The sequence below is a fragment of the Arthrobacter sp. ok909 genome, from assembly GCF_900104405.1.
Taxonomy (GTDB): Bacteria; Actinomycetota; Actinomycetes; order Actinomycetales; family Micrococcaceae; genus Arthrobacter; species Arthrobacter humicola.
In genome coordinates this window covers 201,349-225,387 of sequence record NZ_FNJS01000002.1, presented here as the reverse complement: position 1 = coordinate 225,387, position 24,039 = coordinate 201,349, and the positions used below count along the sequence as shown (strand labels likewise).

The following is a 24,039-nucleotide window of genomic DNA, read 5'->3' as shown; positions in this document are numbered from 1 at the left end:
GGGGCGGACAGCGCTTTTGTACCGGGTGCCTGGTAGCCCTACGATCGACGGGGGACAGACGGGCCCCAGCGTCCCGACGCGGTGTTCTGCGCGAATCTTCATGAGCAGCATTCCGGCGGGGCGCTTCAAGAGCGCTGGACGCGTCTCATCACTGTGAAACGGTGCACTGAATCCATGAGTCTTCCCTTGCGCAAAGCGCAGCGGCCCCACCAGGCGAATCCGGCCCAGTCCAAGCCCCCCGCACGGGTCCTGCGCTTCGGCATGATCTTCCTGATCCTGTCGATGTTCAGCACGTTGTGGAGCCTCGCGTCTCCCCTCATGTCGGTCCCCGACGAACCGGCCCACACGATCAAGGCCGCCGCCGTAGCCCGGGGGCAGTTCCTCGGCACGTCGGGCCAGACCCAGGGCGAACAGCTTCGGGTGGTGGTGCCCAAGTACATCGCCGACACCCAGTCCCTAACCTGTTTCGCCTTCAAAGTGGTCGTCACCGCGGACTGCTCCCCCGGACTGAATCCCGCGGACCGGCAGCCGACGACGGCCGGCACGTCCGCCGGCAACTACAACCCCCTGTACTACCTGGTGGTGGGCCTGCCCTCCACGATCCTGAGCGGCGAGCCGGCCATCTACGCCATGCGGATCCTCAGCGGGCTCCTGTGCTCTTTGTTCCTCGCTGCCACGCTCTTCGCCACCACCCAGTTCGCCAACCGGCGCTGGCCCGTCGCGGCCGCGGGGATCGCCGTCACGCCCATGGTTCTCTACCTCTGCGGGTCCATCAACCCGAATGCCTTGGAGATCGTCACCACGTCCGCCGTGTTCGTGAACTTGTGCCTGGTCCTGGAGAATGTGCGGGAGCTGTCCCGGTTCCGGTTCAACATCGTTGTCGTGGGGGTCGCGGCCGCCGTGTTGGCCAACACCCGGGCGTTGTCACTGCTGTGGCTTGCCCTGGCGGTCCTTGGCGCCCTGCTCATGTTCCCGCCGCGGGATCTGCTTCTGTTGGTGAAGAACAAGCTCGTCCTGGCCATGACGGCCCTGATTGCCGTCGCGGCGGCCCTCGGCCTCCTGTGGCTCAAGACGGCCAACACCCTCTCCAGCCTGCTGGGCACTCCCGGTACCGTCACCCCGGAGCAAGCCTTCGGCACCATGGTTGAGCGGACATTCGACATCGCGGCCTCCTATGTGGCCCAGCTCGGCTGGCTGGACACCAACGGTCCCACCGGCGTCTATTTCTGGTGGTCCTGCCTCACCGGGGCACTCATGGTCGCCGCGGTGTCGGTCAGGCCCTGGCGCCCTCGGCTCGGATTCATTGTGCTGTTCGCCGCAGCTGTCGCCATCCCGCCAATCCTTCAGGCCCAGGTGGTCACGGAGCTGGGCTACATCTGGCAAGGCCGCTACCTTCTGCCCGTGATTGTCCCGATGTTGCTGGCCGCGGGACTGGCCATCCGCAACCACCCGATTCCTGACTCGCTCTTCGCGCAGAGAATTGCGATGTGGGCGATCGGGCTGACCGCGGCCGCGCACACCGCGGTGTTCGCCAACGCCCTGCGCAGGTACGGAATCGGAATATCCACCGAAGCCAACTGGGCGGACATGTTCGGGGCAACCAAGTGGGAGCCGCCGCTGGGCTGGCTTCCCCTGGCTCTTGCCTATCTGGCCGTGACAGCCGTGGCGGGAGTCCTGCTGTACCGCCAATTGTCGCCCGGCCAGCCACCGGCCGGGGAGCCCATCAACGACGGAGGCAGCCTCAGCTAGTCCCGATGGTGGGGGCCGCTGGCAGGGGTCGCGGAGGCGTCGAGGTCGACGATGTCGCCGTCATGTTCCGGTGCGGGCTTGAAGATCCAGTGCTTGTAGAGCAGGAAGTTCCAGGCGGTCGTGGCGATGGTCGCGATGACCTTGCCGAGCGCGTAGGACTGGCCGCCCCCTGCGGCGAGATTGACGAGCACGTCCGTTGCCACGACATTGAAGGCCACAAGTACCCCGTACTTGATGAAGCTGACATGGGCCCGGGCGCCGGACTGGAAGGTGAAGTTCTTTTGGACAAAGAAGTTGAAGACCAGGCTGGTGAGGAAGGCGATCGGGGTGGCAATCCACAGATCGACGTTGCCCACCTCATGGAGGAGGGCCAGAAGTCCGAGGTCGATGGCGAAGGAAAGCCCTCCCACCACGAGGAACTTGACCAGGAAGCCGTCGCGCACAATGGTCTTCATTCGGTGAGCAAGGCTCACAATTCAATCCCCATTGTTCGAAGCTACCGCCTGTAATCGTTGATGTGTCCGGGCGCTTTCATCCGCGGGGACATCCGGCAAGTCTAAACCAGCACCGCGTGCGCTGCAGACTGTGGCGACGTGATCCGGCAACCCCTCGACACCGCGGGACCGGCTAGGGTAATAAGGAACGGTTTCGGAGGCATTCCGGAACAGGAAGGGAATTTCTTTGCGCAATCGGTCCACGGGTGGAGTTCTCGCCTGCCTTCTGCTGTTGGGAATCGGAGTGACCGGTTGCTCCGGAGGAGCCCCCGTCAGTGACGTCCGGGGTTCACTCACCGCCATCGGAACGCCCGTACAGAAGGGGCCCATCGAGGCCTGGAGCAACGCCTGGAGCAAGGACCTCACCGCCACGTCGCTCAACTATTCCCCGGACGGATCCGACGTCGGGCTGACGGCACTGGCCACGCGCCAGGCCTACTTCGCCGCGCTGGACGGTCCGCTGACACCGGAGCAGCAGAACCGCACGAAAGACGTGTGCGGGCCGGCGGGGGCTTTCTCCGTTCCTGTTTCCGTGACCTCCATCGGCGTCGCGCTCAACAATCCGAGCCTTCGGAACGTCAAGCTGACCCGCGAAGTCCTGGCCGGGATCTTCTCCGGCTCCATCACCCGCTGGGACGCGCGTGAGATCGCGGACATCAACCCCGACATCACCCTCCCCGCGGACGACATCGCCCCCATCGTGGCCACTGAGCCCAGCGTGGAAACGGAGGCGGCCACAAAGTACCTCAGCGCCGTCCCCGCGTGGACCTCGGGCGTATCCGCCACCTGGCCGAAGACCGGCAACGCTGTCACCGTCAAGAAGCACTCGGACCTTGCCGACAAGGTGGACAAGACCCCCGGCGGCATCGCGTTCATGGACCTCGGATCGATCGGCAGCCGCTTCGAAACCGCCTTGCTCTCCTTCGGCGGAGGGTACGTCCGCATGTCCAAGGACTCCGCCGCGGTGGCCGCCCAGGAAGGCACCACCCGGACGCTGTCCACCGGGGTGGAATTCACCCTGCCCGAGACAAGCAACCAGGGCTACGCCCTCGGCGTCGTCGGCTACCAGGCCTTTTGCGGTCAGTATTCCAACCACCAGCTGAGCACGCTCGTAAAGTCCTGGGGCAACTTTGTCCTCAGTTCTGACGGCCAAGTTTCCTCAACATACTTCGCCAGTGTCGCCTCCCCGAGCGAAGAGGCCATTCGGGAATCCAAAAAGCTGATTGACACGATCGGGGACGCACAGTGATTCACGCAACCGAGGCGGCCCGCACGTCACCAGCAGGCTCCGTGCCCGGCGCCCGGCCCGGGAAGGCTCGGCGGTTCGCGCTAACGGCGACCACCCGCGGCGGCATGGGCTTCTTCCTTCCCGTCTTCGGACTCCTGTCCCTGCTCATCACTCTGTGGATCCTGGCCACCCCCCTCATGGCCTATCCGGACGAACCCTCGCACACCATCAAGGCGGCCGCAGTATCCCGGGGCCAGTTCTTCCCGGGCCCCGGCGAATCGTACGGCCACGGCGTCCATGTGCAGGTTCCGTCCTACATCGCCAACGTACAGGCGCAGATGTGCTTCCCCTTCCAGGTGACAAAGCCGGCAGGCTGCGCCCCGGCGATCCCGCTCGATGACAACGACCTGACCATCGGTGTCACGTCGGCCGGACTGTACAACCCCTTCTACTACTGGCTTGTCGGGCTACCCAGCCTCGTCATGTCCGGTGCTCCGGCGATCTACGCCATGCGCATCGTCAGCGGCCTGCTGTCCGCAGCCTTCTACGCCGCCGGCTTCACGGCCCTGTCCCGCCTGCGCCACCCCAAGTGGCCGCTCGTCGCGGCCGCCATTTCGACGACGCCGATGGTCCTGTTCCTGGGCAGCGGCATCAATCCGAATTCGCTGGAAATCGCGGCCTCCATGGCGGCTTTCTGCGGGCTTGTGTCCGTGCTGGAGAACTCGCGGCACCTGGAGCGCGCCCGCCCGGGCATCCTGACGGTCGGCATCGCGGCCGCGACTCTCGCGAACACCCGCAACATATCCCTGTTGTGGCTGCTGTGCGGCGCGATCGTTGCCTGCCTCTTCTTCCGGCGCGCTGACATCGTCGCCATCTTCAGGAACCGGGTGGTGCTGGTAGTAACCGCACTGGCCACGGTGGGCATCGTCCTGGGCGTGGCGTGGAATTTCCTGATGCTCCGGGCGCCGGCTTCGGCCGGCGAAGCCCCGGCCGGGATCTCCAACGTCGCCGGCGAGGTGCGGCCGTACAACGCGTTCCTGACGATGATGGACAAGTCCTTCGACTTTGTCGGCCAGTACATCGGCGTTGCGGGGTGGCTGGACGCACCGGTTCCGCAGGCCGTCCAGATGTTCTGGAGCATGTTGCTCATCGGGCTCATGCTCACGGTCATGCTGGTCCGGCCTTACCGGCTGCAGGCTGCCTTCTGGGTGGCGGTCGCGTTGCTGGCGGTCGTCCCCGCCGTGGTGCAGGCGGCCCTCATTAACACCACCGGCTTCATCTGGCAGGGCCGGTACAGCCTGCCGCTGTTCACGATCGCGGTCATCTCGGCCGGGCTCGCCATGCGGTTCCGGCCGTTCGGACAGCGGCCGCAGAGCATGACCATCGCCCGGATCTTGCTGGTGGCCGGCTGCGTCGCGCACGCCTATGCCTTTGTGAACGTGCTCCGGCGCTATGTTGTGGGCATCCAGGAAACGGCCAACTGGCAGACTATGTTCACCGTGCCGGGCTGGCAGCCGCCGCTAACCTGGGAGGTCCTCACCCTGGCCTTCACCGCGGCAGTCCTGCTCTGCGCCTCCAAGCTGTTCAGCTACCTTTTCCCGGGCCATACTCTGCTCCCGAAGCGGCCGTGGCCGTCCAGGACCAGGCGCGCCCGCAAGCGTCCGGCTGCCGAGGCCGCGGCCGGCTGAGCCCGCCCGCTCCCGCGGCGCCCGCACCGAAAAGACCCGTCCACGCCATGCGCGTGAACGGGTCTTTTCGCGTGCCGATTCCTAGCTGAACCGCACGGCCAAGCCTCAGTGCTGGGGAACTGTTGCCCCCATGTACGCCCTGAGCCGGTCCGAGGACCGCGGCGGAACGAACCCGGCGGCCTTGATCTTGTCCAGCTCGAGGGCACTGTTCAACGGGCGCGGCGAGACGGCCTTGCCCTTGAAGTACTCCTCCGTGCTGACACCCGTCACGGCCTCCCGCGGCTTGCCGGCGAGTTCGTAGACGTCCGCGGCGATGTCCGCCCAGGACTGCGGCTCGCCGTCGTTGCTGAGGTTGTAGACGCCGTACGCGGCGCCCGACTCCAGCAGGTGCCGGATGCCGGCGGCGATGTCCTCCGTGAAGCTCAGCCGCCCGATCTGGTCGTCCACCACCGACGGCTCAATGCCTCGTTCCGCCAGCGAGGCCATCGTGCGGACGAAGTTGTTGCCTTCGCCGATCACCCAGCTCGTGCGCACGATGTAGTGCCGGGGCACTACGCTGACGACGGCGTCGCCCGCGGCTTTGGTCTGGCCGTAGACGCCCAGCGGGGCCAGAGGCTCCGACTCGTCGTGTGTGGCGCGCGTGCCGTCGAAGACATAGTCCGAGGACACGTGGACCAGTGTGAGGTCGTGTTCGACGGCGGTGCGGGCCAGCCGCGCCACGGCCGTGACATTGACCGCCCAGGCCGCCGCACGGCCTTCGGCCGACTCGGCGGCATCCACCGCCGTGTAGGCCGCGGCGTTGATGATCGCGGAATAGTTCTTCCAATTGCGCCCCGTGAAGGCGTCCTCGCTGCCGAGGTCGAACTCACCGCGGCCGGCGAACTCAACGGACGCGTCGCCGTCGTACTGTTGGCGCAGGGCCTTGCCGAGCTGGCCGTCGGCGCCGACCACGAGGACCTTCTTAGGCGGCATCGGGGTCACGTCCGCCAGGCGCGGGTGCGCCTTGTCCTTGTCCGAGAGCTCGGCCTGCTCCAGCGGCACGGGCCAGCCGATGGCCGCGGTCTCGTCGGCAAGGTTCAGGAAGGTGTACTGGCCCTGGGCGTCGGCGGACCAGTGATCGTTGACGAGGTAGGTGTAGGCGGTGTTGTCCTCCAGCGTCTGAAAGGCGTTCCCCACCCCGCGGGGGATGAAGATGGCCTGGCTGGGATCCATTTCGGCAGTGAACACGGCGCCGAACGTCGGGCCTTCGCGCAGGTCCACCCAGGCGCCGAAAATCCGGCCGGTGGCCACGGAAATGAACTTGTCCCACGGCTCGGCGTGGATGCCGCGGGTGGTGCCCGCCGACTCGTTGAAGGAGATGTTGTTCTGCACCGGGCGGAAGTCCGGCAGGCCGAGCGCCACCATCTTTTCCCGCTGCCAGTTCTCCTTGAACCAGCCCCGGTTGTCGCCGTGGACCGGAAGGTCGTACAGGACGACGCCGGGAATCGGGGTTTCGTGTGCTGTGAGCTTCTTCGAGAACTCGATCGACATGATTTACTGGCCCTGTTCCTTGTACTTGGCTTCGGTCGCGGCCTTCTGCGGACGCCACCAGTCCTCGTTGTTCCGGTACCAGGCGATGGTGTCTTCGATGCCGGCGTCGAAGTTGGAGAACTTCGGCTCCCAGCCCAGTTCGTCGCGCAGCTTGGAGGAGTCGATCGCGTAGCGCATGTCGTGGCCGGGCCGGTCCACGACGTGGTCGTAGGCATCCGGCGCCTGGCCCATGTGCTTGAGGATCAGCTCGACGACGTCCTTGTTGTTCTTCTCGCCGTCAGCGCCGATCAGGTAGGTCTCGCCGATCCGGCCCTTGGCGATGATCGCCAGGACAGCGGACGAGTGGTCATTGGCGTGGATCCAGTCGCGGACGTTCTCGCCCTTGCCGTACAGCTTGGGGCGGATGCCGTCGATCACGTTGGTGATCTGGCGCGGAATGAACTTCTCCACGTGCTGGTACGGGCCGTAGTTGTTCGAGCAGTTGCTGATGGTCGCCTGCAGGCCGAAGGACCGCACCCAGGCCCGGACCAGCAGATCCGAGCCCGCCTTGGTGGAGGAATACGGGCTCGAGGGGTTGTACGGCGTGTTCTCGGTGAACCGCTCCGGATCGTCGAGCTCGAGGTCGCCGTACACCTCGTCCGTGGAGATGTGGTGGAAGCGCTTGTTGTACTTCCGTGCCGCCTCGATCAGGGTGTACGTCCCGATGATGTTCGTGTCCAGGAACGGGCGGGGATCGTGCAGCGAGTTGTCGTTGTGGGATTCCGCCGCGTAGTGAACCACGACATCCGTCCCGGCAACCAGGCCGTCAACCACTGCGGCGTCGCAGATGTCCCCCTGCACCAGCGTGAAGCGGTCTGCCGGAAGGCCCGCCAGCGACTCCACATTGCCCGCGTAGGTGAGCTTGTCGAGGACCGTGACGTGGTGGTCGGTGTTCTCCAGTACGTAGTGGACAAAATTAGAACCGATGAAACCGGCACCGCCGGTGACGAGGAGTTTCTGCATTAGGCCAGCTTACCGGCTGACGAATTTCTCCCGTCCCGACACGGAACACACCAAAAGCAACATTGGCCACAGTGGTAACACTGAGGGCAATTGGTTACTCTTTACCCACATACGGGGGTGATCTTGGCCTCTGTCCAGATCCTCCGGAGTAATGGTGACGACAATCAAAATCCACAAACTACGGACCGCGGCGGCACTCTGCCTTCCCTTCGCGCTGGCGCTGACCTGGGCTAACCCCGCATCTGCGGCACCCGCTCCCAGCCCCTCCCCGACCGCCACCGCCGCTGCGCCCGCGGCCACCGCGACCCCCCAACCGACAGCGACGGCGACAGCCAGCGCGGCTGCCTCCGCGAAGGCGACTGCACCGGCCACCGCGCAGGCCGCGACGGCAGCGGCGCCGCCGTCGTCCGCTCCGGCCACGGCGGAAGCCGCGGCCGCCCCGCAACAGGGGCAGGCGACAATGGGGCGCGCCGGCCTGAATCCGGCGTCGGCCTCGGCGGCGATGGCCAAGACGCAGCAGGTCGCCGTGACCCAGGCGACCGAACCGTGGGTGGCGGAGCAGCCTCTGGACACCCGCGGGCAGCCCCTGGGACTGGATGTGAGTTCGTGGCAGGGCAGCGTCAACTGGTCCTCCGTCCAGGCCAACGGCGCCCGCTTCGCCTACGTCAAGGCCACGGAGGGCACCAGCTACGTGAACAGCCAATTCGGGGCCCAGTACACTGGCGCGAGTTCCGTCGGCCTGCTCCGCGGGGCTTATCACTTCGGCCGGCCGGATGTCTCCGGCGGCGCCGCCCAGGCCCAGTTCTTCGTCAACAACGGCGGCGGCTGGTCAGCCGACGGCATCACGATGCCCCCGGTCCTGGACATCGAGGACAACCCCTACGCCGGCCTCAACCGCTGCTACGGTGCCACGCCGGGGCAGCTGGCCACCTGGGTCCGGGACTTCACCCAGACCGTGTACCGCATGACCAATAAACAGGCCATGATCTACACGAGCTATTACTTCTGGCGCGACTGCCTGGGCAACACCAGCGAATTCAGCCAGACCAACCCGCTGTGGCTGGCCTCCTACTACACCAATGCGCCGGCTGTCCCCGGCGGATGGCCCACTTATACCGTCTGGCAGTATGCCAACGCCTACGCCGACGCTTCCCAGACCGTCAAGGCCACGTTCCCCGGCGACCAGAACGTCTTCAACGGCTCGATGGACCAGCTGCGCAAACTCGCCTCCACCCCTGACACCTACCCGATCGGCCTCATACCCGGCGCCACCCTGCTCAGCGGCAAGTGGGCCGGCGATGGCAAGTCCTACACCGGCTGGTTCAAGGACGGGTTCTGGTGTCTGCAGATGCCCTCCGCCCCGCGGCAATGCTTCAACTACGGCATGCCGGGCGACAAGCCCGTGGTCGGCGACTGGAACGGTGACGGCCGGGCCGGGATCGGTATCTTCCGGAACGGCATGTGGTGGCTCGTCGATGACCTCAACACCATGGCCATTACGAAGGTGGTCGGCTTTGGCGTCGGATCCGACACCCCGATCGTTGGCGACTGGAGCGGCGCCGGCCGCGACGGAATCGGCATCTGGCGCAACTCCAGCTTCCAGGTCAGCTATAACGTCGACAATCCCGTGGTCAATGAGTACACCGGATTCGGGATTCCCTCCGATACGCCAATCGTCGGGGACTGGGACGGCGATGGAAAGACCAGCATCGGGGTGTGGCGCAACGGCGAATGGTGGCTCAGCAACCGGATCAAGTCCCCCGTGGTCTCCAACTTCATCGCCTTCGGAGTCAGCACCGACCGTCCCATCACGGGTGACTGGAACGGTGACAAACTGACCACCGTGGGCATCGTGCGCGGCAACAGCTGGCAGCTGACCAACAGCCTCGCCACGCGGACGGTGGATGTCTCCTACTTCTAGGGACGCCTGACGCACGAGGGCCCGGGACCGCATAGGTCCCGGGCCTTCGTGGTCCACGGCTGGGCTCCTTGGAGCTATGTCCGCGCCGACGCGGCGCGGAGCCTCCGGCGGGCCTCGATCATGAGGCGCAGGAGGACCACCCGTGCGGCCAGGATGACGCTCAGCGAACGCCAGCCGCGCGGGGTGGCATTGCTCTCGTGCAGCCTCCGCAGCAGGGTCGAGGCGTCCAGGTGGCGGATGGAGCCTGCGGTGTTGCCGAGGATTGCGAGCCAGAGGTCGTGGGACTCGTGCAGGTACGCGGGCACCGGGACGAAGCTGGGCAGGACTTCGCGGCGGAAGGCCATCCCGCAGCCGTAGTAGGCACGGTAGCCGACCATGATGCCCCAGAGGTTGGCCCGGTGGCGGCCGCTGTCGGCCGCGCGGAGCCGGGGTATCGGGGGCCGGTCCCCGCCGCCGAGCACATCGAAGTTACTGGCCACGACGGCGTGCGTGGCCAGGGCTTCCAGCATGGCGTCGAGCCGGCCCTCGATCCAGACGTCATCCTGGTCGGCCAGGAAGATCGCTTCGCCGCGGCTGGCCCGCACGGCCTGCTCGAAGGATCGGACGTACCCCTGGTTGGCGGCAGCCTCGATCAGACGGATCCTGGGATCAGCGAGCTGCCGGATCCGCGCCACGGTGTCATCCGTGGACGCGTCGTCCACGATCACGATCTCGTCGTCGGGGCCCAGTTCGGCCAGGATCGAGGCGAGCTGCTCCTCGACGAACTCCGCGCCGTTGTACGTTGCCATGCAGATGCTGGCCCGGAGCGGAACGTCGGGCAACCGGTTCTGATCGTTCATCTGCACCATCCTAGGGGACCGCGGGCAGCGGCCGGGCATCCCGTAGGATCGAGGGACGATGTCTAAGAAACAAGGATTCCGGCTCGAATGAGAACCGTACTGCTACGACTTTCAGGGTTCACCATTCTGCCCCTGCTGTCCTTGATCACCCCGCTCCTGCTGCTCCCGGTCATCTCCGGCTTCGTGGGCGGCGAAGGAATCTCCAGCGTCATCTCGGGGCAGGCAATCGGCACATTCGCCGCCACCATCCTGATGTGGGGCTGGAACGTGGACGGGCCCGTCGCCGTCGCCCGGGCGGCCAGCAGCGCCGACCGGGCCCGGGTCTACCTGCGCAGCATCCGGACCCGGCTGCTGCTGCTCGTCCTCACCTTGCCCGCCGCCGCCGCCGTCGCCGCGCTCGTGGCCGTTCCCGCATTCCGCTGGGAAGCCGTGGCCATGGCGTGGGCGGTCACATTCGCGGGGATGTCGCCGTCGTGGTTCTGCATCGGGCTGGGCCAGCCGCGGCTGCTGGCCGTCTACGACACCGTTCCGCGCTTCATCGCCACCGCCCTGGCCGTCCCCGTGCTGCTGATCAGCCACCAGCTCTGGTACTACACGGCCCTGGTCGCCGCCATGAGCCTGGCCTCCCTCATCGTGTTTCACCGGACCTACTCCCCCGGAGGGAACTGGTGGCCCCGCGATCTCCGCGCCGCCCTCCGCGAACTCGGGGCCCAGGGCCGGACGGCGGGCATCAGCCTCGCCGGCAACGCCTACGCCTCCACGCCCACCCCGATTGCCACCGCCACGACCGCCCCGGCGGCGTCCGGCAGCCTGGCCACGGCCGACACGCTCTACCGCTTCGGCCTGTTCACCGTGGTGGCCCTGGGCAATGCCTTCCAGGGTTGGACCCTGGAACGCGGGGCGTCCGGCCGCAAGCGGCGCCACCTGGCAGCCATCTGGTCCCACATCGGACTCGGCGTGATCGGCGCGGCGGTCCTGACCGTCGCCGGACCGTTTGTCAGCGGCCTCCTTTTCGCCGGACAGGCCCAGGCAACCACCGAATTGTGCTTCTACTACGGGCTCGCCTTCCTCTTCCTCAGCGCCAGCACCCCGTTCATACGGAACCTGCTCATTCCGGCCGGCCAGCAGAGCCTCGTGCTGCGCTGGACGCTGATCTCCGCCGTGTTCGGGGTCGCGGCCATGATCTACGCCGGGGCCATCGGGAACGCCCCCGGCATCGCGCTGGGCATGGCCCTGAGCGAAGCTATCCTGTTCGTGACCCTGCTGATCCCGGGGTCACGACTGCTCGCCAAAGAAAGCATGGAGTCCGTTGTCGCCGAATAGTCCGTTGCCGAATGATCCGTCCCCCAGCGTCGTCGCCGTCGTCGCCGCCTACCGCCCCGATCCGTCCCTGACCGATGCCGTGCAGGCCCTGCAGCAGCAGGTGGCGCACGTCGTCGTCGTGGACGACGGATCGCCTGACGGCTCCGAAGCCGTGCTGGCCGGCCTCGCGGACGCCGGCGCCTTGGTGGTCCGGCAACCGCAAAACTCCGGGATCGCGGCAGCCCTGAACGCCGGCATCGCGGCGGCGCGCACACGCTGGAACCCGGACTTCTTCCTCACGCTGGACCAGGACTCCCGCCCCGTCGGCGAGTACGTCCGGCGGGGCTTGGCAACCTACGCCCGCGCCACCGCCGCCGGGATGGGCGTCGGATTCGTGACGGCTGCCTCCTACAGCGGCCACCCCATCCCCGTACTCCACACCGACGGCCGGTTCGTGCACGCCTTCGATCCGATGCAGTCCGGTTTCCTCATCCCGCGCTCCACCGTGGACCGGCTTGGCCCCTTCGAAGAGGCCCTGTTCATCGACGGCGTCGACTCCGAATTCACTATGCGCACCCGTGCCGCAGGGCTCGGCGTCCTGGTGGGTGAGGGCTGTGACATCGCCCACGACCTCGGACAGCGCGAGCCCGGCCGGCTCTTCGGCCGGCCGGTGCGGGTCCTGGGCCGGGAAATTTCGTATAACTACCACTCGCCCAGCCGGGTCTACTACATCTGCCGGAACGGGACGCTGTTGACCCTGCGGTACGTGCGCAAGTATCCGGGCTGGGTGCTGCGGCGCCTCGTGGAGGAGCTGAAGGCGCATATCCTGCGCTTTACCTTCAGCCCGGGCCGCACCAAGCTCTTGCGCGCCGCCGTCGCAGGGTTCACGGACGCGGTCCGGGGCTCGACGGGGCGGATCCCGGCGGAGTTGGAACGGCGCCTGCGCTGAAGCGAGCGGCGCCCGACGCCGCCCGGGCGGCCGCCGCCAGCGAGGACCCTGCACGCAATTGATATAGTTTGGACGATATGAAAGCCCTACCCTCCCCGCGCGTCTTGGTGATCATGCCTGCCTGGAATGAAGGCGCCGTGGTTGGCAGCACCGTGCGGGAAGTCCTCCGCACGAATGCCCGCTACGACGTGCTCGTCGTCAACGACGGCTCCACGGACTCGACGGCGCAAGAGGCGGCAGCGGCCGGTGCAACCGTCCTGAACCTGCCGTTCAACCTCGGCGTCGGGGGTGCCATGCGGGCCGGCTTCAAGTACGCCCAGCGCCTCGGCTACGTCCAGGTCATCCAGGTCGACTCGGACGGCCAACACGACCCCCGGAACATTGACGAAGTCCTCGCCGGCCTCCAGCACGCGGACATCTCCATCGGCGCCCGCTTCGCCGACCGCGGCGAATACAAGGTCACCGGCCCCCGGAAGTGGGCCATGCAGCTGCTGGCCAAGGTCATTTCCGGCCTCGCCAAGACCCGCCTGACGGACGTCACCAGCGGCTTCCGGGCCGCCAACGAGCGCGCCGTCGCCCAATACCTCGACCACTATCCCGCCGAATACCTGGGCGACACGATCGACTCGCTCGTCGTGGCCATCCGCTCAGGCTGCACGGTCACGCAGGTGCCCGTGGAGATGCGGGCACGCCAGGGCGGCAAGCCAAGCCACAACCCCGTCAAGGCAGCCATTTACCTCGGAAGGTCCGTGTTCGCCCTGCTCTTCGCCCTTACCCGGAAACCCACACGACTGGCCACCCGGGCCGCTGAACCCGCAGGAGCCTAGGACATGGGAAACATTGCAGCCTTCCTGCTGGCGCTTGCCATCGTGGCCCTGGTCATCGAGATGCTTCGGCGCAAAAAACTCCGGGAGAAGTACGCCGTCCTCTGGCTGGTGGTCGGCGTCGCCACTCTGGTCCTGGCCGCCTTCCCCCGGCTGTTGAACATCGTTGCCGAATTCGTCGGCGTCCAGATTCCCTCCAACCTGCTGTTCGCCATGAGCATCCTCATGTTGTTGGGCGTCTGCCTGCACTTGTCTTGGGAGATCTCTGTCGTGGAGGACGAAACCCGGACCCTGGCGGAGGAAGTGGGCATCCTGCGCACCCAGCTCGAGTCCCTGGAGCAGCACCGCCACCTGTCCGCGCCGGATGTCGGCCGCCCGGATCCGGTCCCGAATCCCCTCCCGGATTCCCGCAAGAATCCCCTCGCAAATCCGCTCGCGGGTGAGGCCGCGCCGGCGGCCCAGGCCCGCGCGCACGCCACCGACCGTCCCGCCGAAAGCACGGAATCCTAAGATGCCCCTCGATATTTTCATTCCTTACTGGGGCGACCCCGGCTACATGAAGGAAACCGTCCGCAGCGTCCTGGCCCAGGACAACGGCGACTGGCTCCTGACCGTCGTGGACGATGCCTACCCCGGGACGGACATTGCCGAGTACATGGCCGGGATCCGGGATGAGCGAGTCCGCTACATCCGCAAAGACGTCAATGCCGGCATCACCGAGAACTACCGCACGTGCGTCGGGATGGCCACCCAGGAGGTCATGGTCATCCTGGGCTGCGACGACGTCCTGCTGCCGAACTACGTTGACGTGATCCTGGCCGCCCACCGGCGCTTCCCCGACGCGGCGATCATCCAGCCGGGGGTCCAGGTCATCGATGAACAAAGCCAGGTGGTGGCCACGCTGGCGGACTCCGTGAAGCAGAAGATCGTCCGTCCCCGGGGACAAGGCAAGCAGCTCATCGCCGGCGAGGCCATTGCCAGCAACCTCATGCACGGGGACTGGCTGTACTGGCCCTCCCTCGCGTTCCGGACCGACAAGATACGCGAAGTGGACTTCCGGGACGGGTTCCCGATCATCCAGGACCTCGCCCTCATCATGGACATGATCTACAAGGGCGATCAGCTGCTGATCGAACCCACGGTGTGCTTCCAGTACCGCCGGCATTCCAACAGCGCCTCCTCGACCAAGCTCGTTGACGGTTCACGATTCGCCGGCGAACGCGAATACTTCGCCCTGTCCGCGGAGCAGGCCGACGCTCTCGGCTGGCGCCGGGCCAAGCGCGCCGCCAAGCTCAGGCTCACGTCCCGGGCGCATGCCCTCTCCCTGCTTCCCCAGGCCGTCCTGGACCGCAACTCCACTGCCGTCAGCGCCCTCGTGCGCCACTCCTTCGGCAAGTAAACGCCCCGCAACGAAAGGTCCGCTGTGACTTCTTCCGAAACCTCCGCACGCCCCGGCGGAACCGTCCTTGTCACCGGCGGCGCCGGTTTCATTGGCTGCGCCATTTCCGCATCCCTCGCCGACGCTTTCGACCGGGTAGTCGTGGTGGACAGCCTCCACCCGCAGATCCATGCCACGGGCGAGCGTCCGGCGGAGCTTGACGCGCGGGCGGAACTGATCGTTGCCGACGTCGCCGAGGCCCAGACGTGGGACACGGTCCTGGCTCAGCACTCCCCCGACGTCGTGATCCACCTCGCTGCTGAGACCGGCACGGGCCAGTCGCTCGAAGAGTCCACCCGGCACACGCACGTCAACGTGGTGGGCACGTCGCAGCTGCTGGACGGGCTCAACCGCCACGGCAAGCTTCCGCGCAGGATCGTGCTGTCCTCCAGCCGCGCCGTGTACGGCGAGGGTGCCTGGAGCGACGCCGACGGCAAGGCCTTCTACCCGGGACAGCGCACCAGCGCCACCCTGGACCAGGCCCAGTGGGACTTCCCCGGCGCCACCCCGCTGCCGATGAAGGCCTCCGTGACGTTCCCGGCTCCCGTGAGCGTCTACGGCGCCACGAAACTGGCCCAGGAACATGTCCTGCAGGCCTGGGCCAAGTCCTATGGTGTTGAAACCGTCATCCTGCGACTGCAGAACGTGTACGGTCCCGGCCAGTCCCTGATCAACCCGTACACCGGCATCATGAGCCTGTTCTGCCGCATGGCGATGGGCGGGAAGTCCATTCCGCTGTACGAGGACGGCGAAGTGCGCCGCGACTTCATCCTGATCGACGACGTTGCCTCGGCGATTGTCGCCGGCGCCGTCTCCCCCACGGTCCAGGGCGAGCCCATGGACATCGGATCCGGCGAGTTCCAGACCATCGGCACCGCCGCGAAGCTCATCGCACAGCACTACAACGCGCCTGCGCCGCACGTCACCGGCCAGTACCGGCAGGGCGACGTCCGGCACGCGTGGGCGGACATCACGGCGGCGAAGGACGTGCTCGGGTGGACCCCGCAGTACAACCTCGCCCAGGGCATCGACCGGCTCGCCACCTGGATCGACGCCCAGCCCGACGTCCAGCCCGCCTGACCCGAACGGACGCTCCCGTGCCTCGGACTACCGCCGTCGTTTCCCTGTTCAACCCCGACGACGGCGTGCTGGCGAACGCCGCCGCGCTGCTCGCCCAGGCTGACTCGGTGGTGGTCGTCGACGACGGCAGCCCCCGGGACCCCGCCCGGATCCTGGCCGCGCTGGAAGGCCTGGGCTGCGGTGTGGTGCGGCTCGCCGAGAACTCCGGCATCGCCGCTGCGCTCAACGCGGGAATCACCGCGGCCCTCGCGGCCGCCCCGAAGCCCGAGTACATCCTGACCATGGACCAGGACTCGCTGCTGGACCCCGGCTACATCGACGCGCTTCTCACCGCCGCCGCGGCCGCCGCCGCGGCCGGCGTCCCGGTCGGCATGGTTGCCCCGGCGTCGGTCCGTGGCCTGCCGGTGCGCCGGGGCCCGATCCTGAACGGCATCCAGCTCGGCGGGGAACCCATCCAGTCTGGACTGCTAGTGCCGGTGCCGGTCCTCGAACAGGTGGGCCTCTTCCAGGGCCCGCTGTTCATCGACGGCGTGGACAGCGAGTTCCATCTCCGGTGCGAGGCCGCGGGTCTCCGCACCGTGCTGGCCCCCAACGCCGCGCTCAACCATGCCCTGGGCAGCCCGGCCACGGCCAACGTCTTTGGCCGCGACGTGTCCGTCGCGGGCCGGGCAGTGAAGATCAGGACGGCGGCCGACTGGCGCTACTACTACCTCTTCCGGAACCGGATCCTGCTCGCGCGCCAGTACGGCCGGCGCTTTCCGCTGTGGACGCTCAAGGGCCTGCTGGCCGACTACCGCCACCTGGCGATCGTGACGCTGCTGGCCCCCGGCCGCGGGATCCGTCTGGCCAACGCCTTCCGTGGCATGGCGGACGGCGTGCGCGGAGTCTCCGGACGGCGCGTCCGGCACTAAGGGCCAGGGGTCCGCTCAGGGGATGTGGGCCCGGGAGGTTGCTTCCGGTCAGCCGGCGTTTTTGGCCCGCCGCATCACCGGGCGCTCAACGAAGAACCAGCTGGCCGCGGCGAACGGGATCGTGCACAGCGTGGCCGCCACGGTGAACCACGCGACGCCCCAGTGGTACGCGCCGAACACCGCCAGCAGCTGCTGGACGGGAAACGCGTAGATGTAGGCGCCGTAAGAGATGTCGTGACGGCCCACAATGGCGGGCTGCGGCAGCCACGTGGAAATCCAGAGAAGCCCGTAAGCAATGAAGGGCGCGGCGAGCTGCCCGCCGAAACCGTCGACGAAGAAGATCGACAGGGCAGCCAGCACGATCGAGACCGGGCCGGCCACCTTGTGGATGCCGATCTTGTTGCTGAGCACCTGCACCACGGCGCCGCCGAGGAAGTACGGGATCAGGCGTGCCGCGAGTTCAAAGTCCAGGTTCGACTGCAGGTAGGGCTTGAGGACGCCGACATTGGCCCACAGCGCCACGCTGGCAATGAACGCGGCCACCACCGGCCACGGGGACTTGCGGACCAGGGGGATGAACGCCATCACGGCGACCAACAGGTAGCACATGAACTCGAAGTACAGCGTCCAGAGCGAGCCGTTCCATGCCCCCGGATAAGGCACGCCCGCCGGGGTGCCGGCAATGTCGTAGCTGACAATCCGCAGGGACAGGTTAGCGAAGATGGAATTCAAAGGCGTAGTGGGCGTCTGCATGAAGCCGTGCAGAGAGCCGTGCTGGATCACGTAGGCGATCGGGGCGAACCCGAAGGCCATGACGATCAGGCAGACGATGAACGCCGGGAAGATCCGGGCGACACGGTGCACCAGGTACCGGCCGATCCCACTGCCAAAGCGGCTGGCCGTAATCAGGTAACCGCTGATGCCGAAGAACCCGGCCACGGCCCAGCCGCCAAGGTTTTCGCCGCGGAACCCCCAGCCGTTGCCGGCCCCGACGATGTGCCAGCTATGGGCAAGCAGGACCATGAAGGCGAGAACCAGCCTGATGAGGTTCAAGCTGTTCTTCCGCGGGTCCAGCCGGCTCCCCACTGCCGGGGCCGGCTTTGCCTTGGGTGTCAGTACAGCTGCGCTCAATTCCGGCATCCTTCATCACGTAGTCCAGACCCACAATTCTACCTTGCAGGGCCCCGCCCCCCGGGCGCCGGTTGCCCTGGGCACGCTCTTGAGCACGCCTTGCGCGCGCCGGAACCGGCGCCTGGTTTGCTGTCACAGGCCATGGTACGGAAGGATTGGGTCCATGCGTGGAATAATCCTGGCCGGCGGTACCGGCTCCCGGCTTCACCCCATCACCCTGGGCATCAGCAAGCAGCTCGTCCCCGTCTACGACAAGCCGATGATCTACTACCCCTTGTCCACGCTGATCCTTGCGGGCATCCGGGACATCCTCATTATCACCACGCCCCATGACGCAGAGCAGTTCCAGCGGCTTCTGGGCGACGGTTCCCAGTTCGGCGTCAACCTCACGTACATCCAGCAGCCTTCGCCGGACGGCCTGGCCCAGGCGTTCGTGCTGGGTGCCGAGCACATCGGCAACGAGACCGTGGCGCTGGTCCTCGGTGACAACATCTTCTACGGCCAGGGCATGGGCACGCAGCTGCGCCGGCACGCCGACATCGACGGTGGCGCCGTGTTCGGCTACTGGGTCCGCGATCCCAAGGCCTACGGCGTTGTGGAATTCGACGACGACGGCAAGGCCCTCTCGCTGGAAGAAAAGCCCGAAAAGCCGCGCAGCCACTACGCCGTGCCGGGCCTGTACTTCTACGACAACGACGTCATCGACATCGCCAAGAACCTCAAGCCCTCGGCCCGCGGTGAACTCGAGATCACCGACGTCAACCGGACCTACCTCGAGCGCGGCAAGCTGCACGTGGAGATCCTCCCGCGCGGCACGGCCTGGCTGGACACCGGAACCTTCGATGACCTCAGCGACGCCTCCAACTTCATCCGCACGGTGGAAAACCGCCAGGGACTGAAGATCGGCGCCCCGGAAGAGATCGCCTGGCGGCTGGGCTTCCTGAACGACGACGAACTTCGCCAGCGCGCGGAGCCCCTGGTCAAGAGCGGCTACGGAGCCTATCTGCTGGGACTGCTGGACCAGACCATCTGACGTGCCCGGCTGTCCTGACGCGCCCGCCTGCGGCGGGCCGGTACCTGCCGGTGCCAGCATTACTTCAAAGCTGAAACGTTGACCTGGTTCCAGACGCTGCCGTACCTGCTCGAGGCAGCGCTTTTCCTCTTGCTGCCCGGCGGCCTGGTGACACTGAGCCTGGGCCTGCGGCGGCTGTCCGCGGCCGCCCTGGCAGGACCGGTCACGATTTCAATTGCGGCGGTCCTTGCCGTGGTCCTGCCGTTCGCGCACATCCCGTGGTCGCCCGCTGCCGTGCTGGCCGGGGGCGTCCTGCTCGCCGCCCTGCTCTTCGGGATCCGATTCTTCGCGCTCCGGCGCCTTCACCCGGGCAGCAGCCTGCGGCACACCCTGACCACCGCCTCCCGCGAGGCATTCCCCGCGGGAACTTCCCCCGCCGGCGCGCAGCGCCCGAAGGCACGCCGGCCCCGCAGCGACATCTGGATTGCGGCGGCCTTCGTCGCGGGGGCGGCGCTGATCCTGCTTGAACTCGCGGTCGTTTTCGGCACTCCGGAAAGCTTCTCCCAGACATTCGACAACGTGTTCCACCTCAACGGGGTGCGGTACATTCTCGATACCGGGAACGCGTCCTCGCTGTCGATGTCGAAGATGACCAGCGGCGACGCGGCACCCTACTTCTATCCCGCCGCCTGGCACGGCCTGGCCGCGGCCCTCGTCCAGCTGACAGGCCTGCCGATTACGGCGGCCGTGAACGTGCTGAACATGGCGGTGGCTGCAGTGGTGTGGCCGCTGGGCTGCATGTTGCTGACACGGACGGTGGCGGGCAACCGGCCGGCGGCCGTCGGCGCTGCCGCGATCCTATCCGCACTGTTCGCGCCGTTCCCGCTCCTGCTGCTGGATTTCGGCGTGCTGTACCCGAATTTCCTGGCCATCAGCATGCTCCCGGCCGTCCTGGCCAGCATTGCCCTGCTGTTCCGGGTCGCGCGCGATCTTCAGTGGCCGCCGATGCCGCGGTTCACGCTGCCGCTGCTGATCCTGCCGGGACTTGCCCTGGCCCATCCGAACGGCTTCATGTCGCTCCTGGCGCTCTCGGTTCCGATCGTCCTGCAGGCCTACGCCCGTTTGGCCGCCGACCGCGGCTACCGGGCCCGCCACCGGAACACTTGGCTCCTTGCCAGCCTGGGCCTGGGCGCCGGTGCGGTGGCCCTCTATCTGCTGTGGACCAATATCCGGCCGCCGGAAGATGCCGCATTCTGGGAACCTGTGCAAACGCCCCGGGGTGCCGTGTGGGACGTTGTCGCCAACGCCGCGATCGACCGCCCGGCTGCGATCGGCGTCAGCGTGCTCATGCTGATCGGACTCTACGTGTGCTGGCGGCGCGGCGGCAGGACATGGATGATCGCAGCCTTTGTCATCACCGGCGTGCTGTACGTGGTCGTCTCCGGCACCCTGAAGGGCGATCTGCGCAGCGCCCTGACCGGCGTCTGGTACAACGACAGCAACAGGCTCGCGGCGCTCCTGCCGCTGACGGCCCTGCCGTTTGCCGCCGTCGGCGTCGATTCCTTCGCCGTCTGGCTGCGCCGCCGGATTGACCGGCTGGCAGCGTCGCGCCCGGCGGGGAAGGAAAGTGCGGCTAAGGACAGTGCCGCTATGGAAAGTGCAGGGACCAGCCGCGGCAGCACGATTGCTTTCACCGCCATCTGCGGTGCACTGGCGCTTGCCGTGGTTGCGTCCCAAGTCCCCTCGATGAGGGCCGCCATCGGTTCGGCCCGGATGAACTACCTCGAAACCGACCATTCGCTGCTCATCTCCACGGACGAACAGAAGATCATTGACCGGCTGGACGGGATTGTTCCCGAGGGCGACGCCATCGCCGTGAACCCGTGGACCGGCGGTGCCCTGGCCTATGCCCTGGCCCACCGCGAGACCACCGCCAAACACATTCTGACGGCCAACACGGCCGCCGTCGACACCCTCAACCAGAACCTCCGCAACGCCGACACCAATCCTGACGTGTGCGCCGCGCTAAAAGCGACGGGCGTCCGCTACGTCCTGGACTTTGGCGCCAATGAAGTCCACTTCGGCGATCATCCCTTCCCGGGACTGGAGAACCTCAACAACTCGCTGGCCGTCCGGCTCGTACTCGCAGAAGGCGCCGCACGGCTTTACGAAGTGACAGCCTGCAGGGGCACATGAGTCCTGGGAAAGTGGTTCCGGCCATGAAGCCCTGGGTTGCGGCCCTCGAAATGAGTGCCGTCTAGCTGAGCTTGGCGAGTTCGGCGAGTTCGGCGAGTTCGGCTTTCAGGTTCTCCGGTTCGGCCGCATCGGCCGGGAGGGCAAGGGTCACCCGCACCACGGTCAAACCCTCCGCCGCCTCAAGGACATATTCGGTGGTCCCGCTCAGGCGGTTGACCGAATACCATGCCTTGGCCCCCAGATCCGGGACGGGCTCGGGGGACATCATCAGCCGGGGCAGTCCGAGTCCGTCCAGCGCGGCCTGGTCCGGCGCGGTGGTCCTGGCCACAAGAAGCGCATTCCCCACGTCGGCGGCCTCTCCGGCACCGACGGTGGCCAAGGCGAACGTGCAGACGACGTCGGCCACGCCGTCCTTCGAGGACGCCTGGGCTTCCGCCGGCTGAACGTTGGCGGCCACAGCCCCCAGCACGCGCCGGACATCGGGCAGCGCCGGCTGCGCGCAGCGGTCGCCTGTCGACGGTGCCACCGTGCGGCCGTCGTGCGTCAACGGCTCGTTCCCGGGGGCGACGCCGGAGGTTGCGGTCGGAGTGGGGGCCGACGTCGGGACGGCGGCGGACTGTTCCGGGGCAGGGGCCGGAGCGGCGGTGCAGCCGGCCAGGGCCAGGCTTGCGGCGAGGGCAAGCAGGCCGGGGTAGCGCAGGCCGGAGCGCCGCGCCGGGCACTGGGCCGGGTGACGCCGGCCCGCTGCCTCACCCTGCCGGGGAACGGCCCGGCTGGTTGAGCTAGTTGAAGATGTCATATGCGACCCCCATCACAAACCGGTCTCCCGAATGCGCCGTCCTCAGGTACTGCAGGAGGTCGCCGTCGTTGAGGGAGATGCAACCCCAGGTGGGCAGGTTGTTGCCGTGGAGGAAAATCGCAAATCCCGCATTCATGGTGATGGGCGCATCCGGCGGCCGGTTGTAGTTGATGACGACGCCCTGGCGGTAATCATGGGACGGCCGGGTTGCGAAGTACCACATGTTCTCGTCCGGGAAGACGTCCGAGCTCGACTCGAAATACTTATTGTAGTTCGCGTTGAGCCGGCCGCCCCAGCGCGAATAGGGATTGAGGGTGCGGTACGGCAGGGCCGTCCCGGGGTTGCCCAGGCCGAAGGCCTGGGTGACGGTGAAGGACCCCGTCGGGGAGAACGCCTGCCAGGTGGGTCCGGTCGCGACGCCAGGCGCCGCGAAGCCGGACTCGCCGGCGTGCCCGAGCGCGCCCCATTCTTTGGCGTAGCTTCCGTCCGGCTGGCGGACGCAGGTAATGAAGGTGATGCGGGTGGACCTGTAGTCGTCGGCGATGGCGAAGGACACCCGTGAGGCGCCGCCGGTGCGGTACTTCACGGCTCCGGAGCTGATGGCCGGGCAGTAAGCTGCCGAGGTCAGCCTGTAACGGACGCCGTATCCCGGGATCCACTGGAGGACGCCGTACTGGAAGGACTGGCTGCAGAAACCGCTTCGGTCGCAGGCCTCGGCCGTGACAGGATACCCGAGGGCGCCGTCCTGGGCCTTGCGGGCCGAGTAGAACTGTCCGAGACCGCCCCACACCGCCTGGGTCCCGGCGCCGGCCGCATAGTAGATCCGTCCGCGCTGGAAGCCCTGGGCGCAGCCACCGCCGCGGAGCCCGCAGCTTTCGGCGCCCGTCGGGTAGCCCAGGTAGCCCCGGCTGCCGCCCAGGGCAAGGTAACGGGCGTTGATGGCGCCCCACACCGGGAAGGTCCCGGCACCGGGGGCAAAGTACACGGTGCCGCGCTGGAAGCGCTGCGTGCAGGCCCCGCCGGGCAGGCCGCAGGTCTCGGCATCCAGCGGATAGCCGAGATACCCTTTCAGGCCGCCGAGGGATTCATAGGTGGCATTGATGGCGCCCCAGACTGGAAAGGTCCCCTGCCCGGTCACGTTGTAGAGGCTGCCGCGTTGGAATGCCTGCTGGCACACCCGGGGATCTCCCCCGCAGCCGGCGTCCCCGGTCGGGTAGGCGAGATAGCTTGTGATGCCGCCGCCCTTGAGCCAGGTGTCCTCCAGCGCCCCGGTCAGCAGGTGGGCGCCGGTGGCTTTGCTCCAAGCGATCGTTCCGTGTTGGAAGGTCTGCAGGCAGCCCCCGCCGGCCAGGCCGCATTGCTGCACGGCCGTCGCCGGGCCCACGGCTCCCGTGGCGCCCCCGAGGCGCTCGTATTCGACGCCGATGGCACCGGGGACGCGGATGGCCGCCTCCGCGGCGGCTGCCGTGGGCGCCGCCGTCGCCGCCTTTGCGGCCGGCGTCGGTTTTGGCGTCGCGCGGGACGACGGCGTCGGCGTAGGCGTCGGGCTTAGCGTTGCCGCCGTCGTCGGCGTCGGTTGTGGTGTTGCCGTGGCCGCGCCAGCGGTCGCAGTGGCCGGCGCCGCCGTCGGCGACGCCGTGGGTGAGCTGGCGGTGGCGGCGTTGCCTGCGGTGGCTGGTGCGGGCTGCGGTGGCGGGGAGCTGTCCGCGGAAGCTCCCTGGGCGAGGCTGGCCGCCACAATACCGGTTACGGCCGCGACTGCCACGGCCTTCGTCATGATCCGCAGCCGACCGGGCCACGAAGGCCTCGGTCCCCTGCCGCATCGCTCGCTGGACCCCACAGCTGTCATCGTTGCTCCCGCATCCCCCGGTACGGGGCTGAGCCCCCGTTTCGGGCCTATCCTAACGGACGGCCTGCGGGGGGCCTGCCGGGCACGCCGCTACGCG

General features: G+C 67.4%; 20 protein-coding genes. 13 read left to right on the top strand and 7 right to left on the bottom strand.

All coding sequences use genetic code 11. The annotated features are described in order from the left end of the window. Positions 1 to 174 precede the first annotated feature (174 nt). A complete protein-coding gene (locus BLR03_RS03200; protein WP_091249291.1) occupies positions 175 to 1,749 on the top strand; it encodes a DUF2142 domain-containing protein in 1,575 nt (524 codons plus the stop codon). Here BLR03_RS03200 and BLR03_RS03195 read toward each other — a convergent pair. After that, on the bottom strand, positions 1,746 to 2,204 hold the full coding sequence (locus BLR03_RS03195) for a GtrA family protein (protein ID WP_091249288.1): 459 nt from the start codon (positions 2,202 to 2,204) through the stop codon (positions 1,746 to 1,748). The genes BLR03_RS03200 and BLR03_RS03195 overlap by 4 nt on opposite strands. Before the next feature lie 283 nt (positions 2,205 to 2,487). Here BLR03_RS03195 and BLR03_RS03190 point away from each other — a divergent pair, with 283 nt between their 5' ends. Beyond that, entirely contained in the window at positions 2,488 to 3,492 is a 1,005-nt protein-coding gene (locus tag BLR03_RS03190) for a substrate-binding domain-containing protein (protein ID WP_175460391.1), read from the top strand. Then, complete coding sequence (locus BLR03_RS03185; RefSeq protein ID WP_139184460.1) at positions 3,489 to 5,159, top strand: DUF2142 domain-containing protein; 1,671 nt, start codon at positions 3,489 to 3,491, stop codon at positions 5,157 to 5,159. Before BLR03_RS03190 ends, BLR03_RS03185 begins: the two co-directional genes overlap by 4 nt. 105 nt (positions 5,160 to 5,264) lie before the next feature. On the opposite strand, the gene BLR03_RS03180 is transcribed toward BLR03_RS03185, so the two are convergent. After that, the gene (locus BLR03_RS03180) at positions 5,265 to 6,689 is read right to left on the bottom strand and encodes a sugar nucleotide-binding protein (protein ID WP_091249282.1); all 1,425 of its coding nucleotides are present in this window, start codon (positions 6,687 to 6,689) and stop codon (positions 5,265 to 5,267) included. A gap of 3 nt (positions 6,690 to 6,692) precedes the next feature. Further along, a complete protein-coding gene (gene rfbB / locus BLR03_RS03175) occupies positions 6,693 to 7,691 on the bottom strand; it encodes a dTDP-glucose 4,6-dehydratase (protein WP_091249279.1) in 999 nt (332 codons plus the stop codon). 151 nt (positions 7,692 to 7,842) lie between these two features. On the opposite strand from rfbB, the gene BLR03_RS03165 reads away from it, so the two are divergent. Beyond that, entirely contained in the window at positions 7,843 to 9,612 is a 1,770-nt protein-coding gene (locus tag BLR03_RS03165) for a GH25 family lysozyme (protein WP_175460390.1), read from the top strand. 74 nt (positions 9,613 to 9,686) lie between these two features. Here the strand turns inward: BLR03_RS03165 and BLR03_RS03160 are convergent, their stop codons facing one another. Then, complete coding sequence (locus tag BLR03_RS03160) at positions 9,687 to 10,451, bottom strand: glycosyltransferase (RefSeq protein ID WP_091249273.1); 765 nt, start codon at positions 10,449 to 10,451, stop codon at positions 9,687 to 9,689. An 87-nt stretch (positions 10,452 to 10,538) separates the two neighbouring features. On the opposite strand from BLR03_RS03160, the gene BLR03_RS03155 reads away from it, so the two are divergent. The 7 genes from BLR03_RS03155 to BLR03_RS03125 all read left to right on the top strand — a co-directional run bounded on the left by BLR03_RS03155 (position 10,539) and on the right by BLR03_RS03125 (position 16,955). Next, the gene (locus BLR03_RS03155) at positions 10,539 to 11,774 is read left to right on the top strand and encodes a polysaccharide biosynthesis protein (protein ID WP_091249271.1); all 1,236 of its coding nucleotides are present in this window, start codon (positions 10,539 to 10,541) and stop codon (positions 11,772 to 11,774) included. A gap of 4 nt (positions 11,775 to 11,778) precedes the next feature. Further along, complete coding sequence (locus BLR03_RS03150) at positions 11,779 to 12,702, top strand: glycosyltransferase (RefSeq protein ID WP_175460389.1); 924 nt, start codon at positions 11,779 to 11,781, stop codon at positions 12,700 to 12,702. Positions 12,703 to 12,779: 77 nt separating this feature from the next. After that, positions 12,780 to 13,529, top strand: a complete 750-nt coding sequence (locus BLR03_RS03145) for a glycosyltransferase family 2 protein (RefSeq protein ID WP_091249267.1) — start codon at positions 12,780 to 12,782, stop codon at positions 13,527 to 13,529. Between the two features lie 3 nt (positions 13,530 to 13,532). Beyond that, positions 13,533 to 14,036, top strand: coding sequence for a DUF2304 domain-containing protein (locus BLR03_RS24840; RefSeq protein WP_254788126.1), 504 nt, complete (start codon positions 13,533 to 13,535; stop codon positions 14,034 to 14,036). Between the two features lies 1 nt (position 14,037). Then, positions 14,038 to 14,925, top strand: a complete 888-nt coding sequence (locus tag BLR03_RS03135) for a glycosyltransferase family 2 protein (protein WP_091249265.1) — start codon at positions 14,038 to 14,040, stop codon at positions 14,923 to 14,925. Between the two features lie 24 nt (positions 14,926 to 14,949). Further along, complete coding sequence (locus tag BLR03_RS03130; RefSeq protein WP_091249263.1) at positions 14,950 to 16,044, top strand: NAD-dependent epimerase/dehydratase family protein; 1,095 nt, start codon at positions 14,950 to 14,952, stop codon at positions 16,042 to 16,044. 17 nt (positions 16,045 to 16,061) lie between these two features. Next, the gene (locus BLR03_RS03125; RefSeq protein ID WP_091249260.1) at positions 16,062 to 16,955 is read left to right on the top strand and encodes a glycosyltransferase; all 894 of its coding nucleotides are present in this window, start codon (positions 16,062 to 16,064) and stop codon (positions 16,953 to 16,955) included. 48 nt (positions 16,956 to 17,003) lie between these two features. Here BLR03_RS03125 and BLR03_RS03120 read toward each other — a convergent pair whose 3' ends face one another. Further along, entirely contained in the window at positions 17,004 to 18,086 is a 1,083-nt protein-coding gene (locus BLR03_RS03120; protein WP_175460388.1) for an acyltransferase family protein, read from the bottom strand. Positions 18,087 to 18,249: 163 nt separating this feature from the next. Here BLR03_RS03120 and rfbA point away from each other — a divergent pair, with 163 nt between their 5' ends. Further along, positions 18,250 to 19,119: a glucose-1-phosphate thymidylyltransferase RfbA gene (gene rfbA, locus BLR03_RS03115; protein ID WP_091249254.1), complete on the top strand. Its 870-nt coding sequence runs from the start codon at positions 18,250 to 18,252 to the stop codon at positions 19,117 to 19,119. Positions 19,120 to 19,197: 78 nt separating this feature from the next. Next, complete coding sequence (locus BLR03_RS03110; protein WP_091249251.1) at positions 19,198 to 21,294, top strand: DUF6541 family protein; 2,097 nt, start codon at positions 19,198 to 19,200, stop codon at positions 21,292 to 21,294. A gap of 61 nt (positions 21,295 to 21,355) precedes the next feature. Here the strand turns inward: BLR03_RS03110 and BLR03_RS03105 are convergent, their stop codons facing one another. Both BLR03_RS03105 and BLR03_RS03100 read right to left on the bottom strand, forming a co-directional pair. Then, positions 21,356 to 22,093 (bottom strand): hypothetical protein, encoded by a 738-nt coding sequence (locus tag BLR03_RS03105; RefSeq protein WP_091249249.1) that lies wholly within the window; start codon positions 22,091 to 22,093, stop codon positions 21,356 to 21,358. Beyond that, positions 22,077 to 23,870: a L,D-transpeptidase family protein gene (locus BLR03_RS03100; RefSeq protein ID WP_091249247.1), complete on the bottom strand. Its 1,794-nt coding sequence runs from the start codon at positions 23,868 to 23,870 to the stop codon at positions 22,077 to 22,079. Before BLR03_RS03100 ends, BLR03_RS03105 begins: the two co-directional genes overlap by 17 nt. Between the last annotated feature and the right edge of the window lie 169 nt (positions 23,871 to 24,039).

Bases quoted from the DNA above. Each gene is read 5' to 3' on its own strand.
- BLR03_RS03200 (WP_091249291.1), top strand. From the start codon at position 175: ATGAGTCTTCCCTTGCGCAAAGCGCAGCGGCCCCACCAGGCGAATCCG.
- BLR03_RS03195 (WP_091249288.1), bottom strand. From the start codon at position 2,204: ATGAAGACCATTGTGCGCGACGGCTTCCTGGTCAAGTTCCTCGTGGTG.
- BLR03_RS03180 (WP_091249282.1), bottom strand. From the start codon at position 6,689: ATGTCGATCGAGTTCTCGAAGAAGCTCACAGCACACGAAACCCCGATT.
- rfbB (WP_091249279.1), bottom strand. From the start codon at position 7,691: ATGCAGAAACTCCTCGTCACCGGCGGTGCCGGTTTCATCGGTTCTAAT.
- BLR03_RS03165 (WP_175460390.1), top strand. From the start codon at position 7,843: ATGGTGACGACAATCAAAATCCACAAACTACGGACCGCGGCGGCACTC.
- BLR03_RS03160 (WP_091249273.1), bottom strand. From the start codon at position 10,451: ATGAACGATCAGAACCGGTTGCCCGACGTTCCGCTCCGGGCCAGCATC.
- BLR03_RS03155 (WP_091249271.1), top strand. From the start codon at position 10,539: ATGAGAACCGTACTGCTACGACTTTCAGGGTTCACCATTCTGCCCCTG.
- BLR03_RS03145 (WP_091249267.1), top strand. From the start codon at position 12,780: ATGAAAGCCCTACCCTCCCCGCGCGTCTTGGTGATCATGCCTGCCTGG.
- BLR03_RS24840 (WP_254788126.1), top strand. From the start codon at position 13,533: ATGGGAAACATTGCAGCCTTCCTGCTGGCGCTTGCCATCGTGGCCCTG.
- BLR03_RS03135 (WP_091249265.1), top strand. From the start codon at position 14,038: ATGCCCCTCGATATTTTCATTCCTTACTGGGGCGACCCCGGCTACATG.
- rfbA (WP_091249254.1), top strand. From the start codon at position 18,250: ATGCGTGGAATAATCCTGGCCGGCGGTACCGGCTCCCGGCTTCACCCC.
- BLR03_RS03105 (WP_091249249.1), bottom strand. From the start codon at position 22,093: ATGACATCTTCAACTAGCTCAACCAGCCGGGCCGTTCCCCGGCAGGGT.
- BLR03_RS03100 (WP_091249247.1), bottom strand. From the start codon at position 23,870: ATGACGAAGGCCGTGGCAGTCGCGGCCGTAACCGGTATTGTGGCGGCC.